At 56.5% G+C, this 556-nt stretch carries 1 protein-coding gene and 1 pseudogene; both read right to left on the bottom strand.

The features are described 5' to 3' along the window. A partial coding sequence (locus C4N23_RS13730; RefSeq protein ID WP_333490629.1) for a DUF6551 family protein occupies positions 1 to 266 on the bottom strand: 266 nt, incomplete at its 3' end. Then, a pseudogene (locus tag C4N23_RS13735) lies at positions 257 to 556 on the bottom strand (type II toxin-antitoxin system PemK/MazF family toxin); the annotation flags it as partial. The pseudogene C4N23_RS13735 and the gene C4N23_RS13730, both read right to left, overlap by 10 nt.

A 556-nucleotide genomic window follows, 5' to 3' on the forward strand; every position in this document is an offset into this window, starting at 1 on the left:
GGCAGATCCTTGCCGCCGTTGCGGAGGATGCGCCCCTCGATGGTGTGCTGCCCATCCGTTACGATGAACTGACCGTTGCGGAAACTGACCTTCGGCTCATTTGCCACATATTCGTTGAAGTGGGCGGCGATCAGTTCCACACGCTTGCGCTCCACACCGCGCTGATACAGTTCGCGGGGGTAGACCAGCTTGCTGCTGTGGATGACCATGAGCTGGTACGGCGGGTTGACATGGATGAAGGGATTGTTGTTGTCTTTCAGGCGCATCGCATTTCCTCCTTGATCCTCCAGATGTACGTTTCGGCTTCTTTCAGAATTTCAGCAACCTGCTGCTTACGCTTTGGGATGGTGAGCAGGCTGGGGTTGAACGTGAAGCTATATTCCAGCCGCTGGATCATTGCGTGTACCGCAGCTTCCAGTTCGGTGTACAGCATCATGTCCTCGACACTCCCAGCATCCTCAAAGGATGATTTGATGGGCGTGTAGGGATAGAGGGGCGGCTTACCGTCAACCACCTCAGGCGGCGCGTAAGCCGCCGTAGAGCGGATGATGGGTGG

This window comes from Faecalibacterium hattorii, assembly GCF_003287455.1.
Taxonomy (GTDB): domain Bacteria; phylum Bacillota; class Clostridia; order Oscillospirales; family Ruminococcaceae; genus Faecalibacterium; species Faecalibacterium hattorii.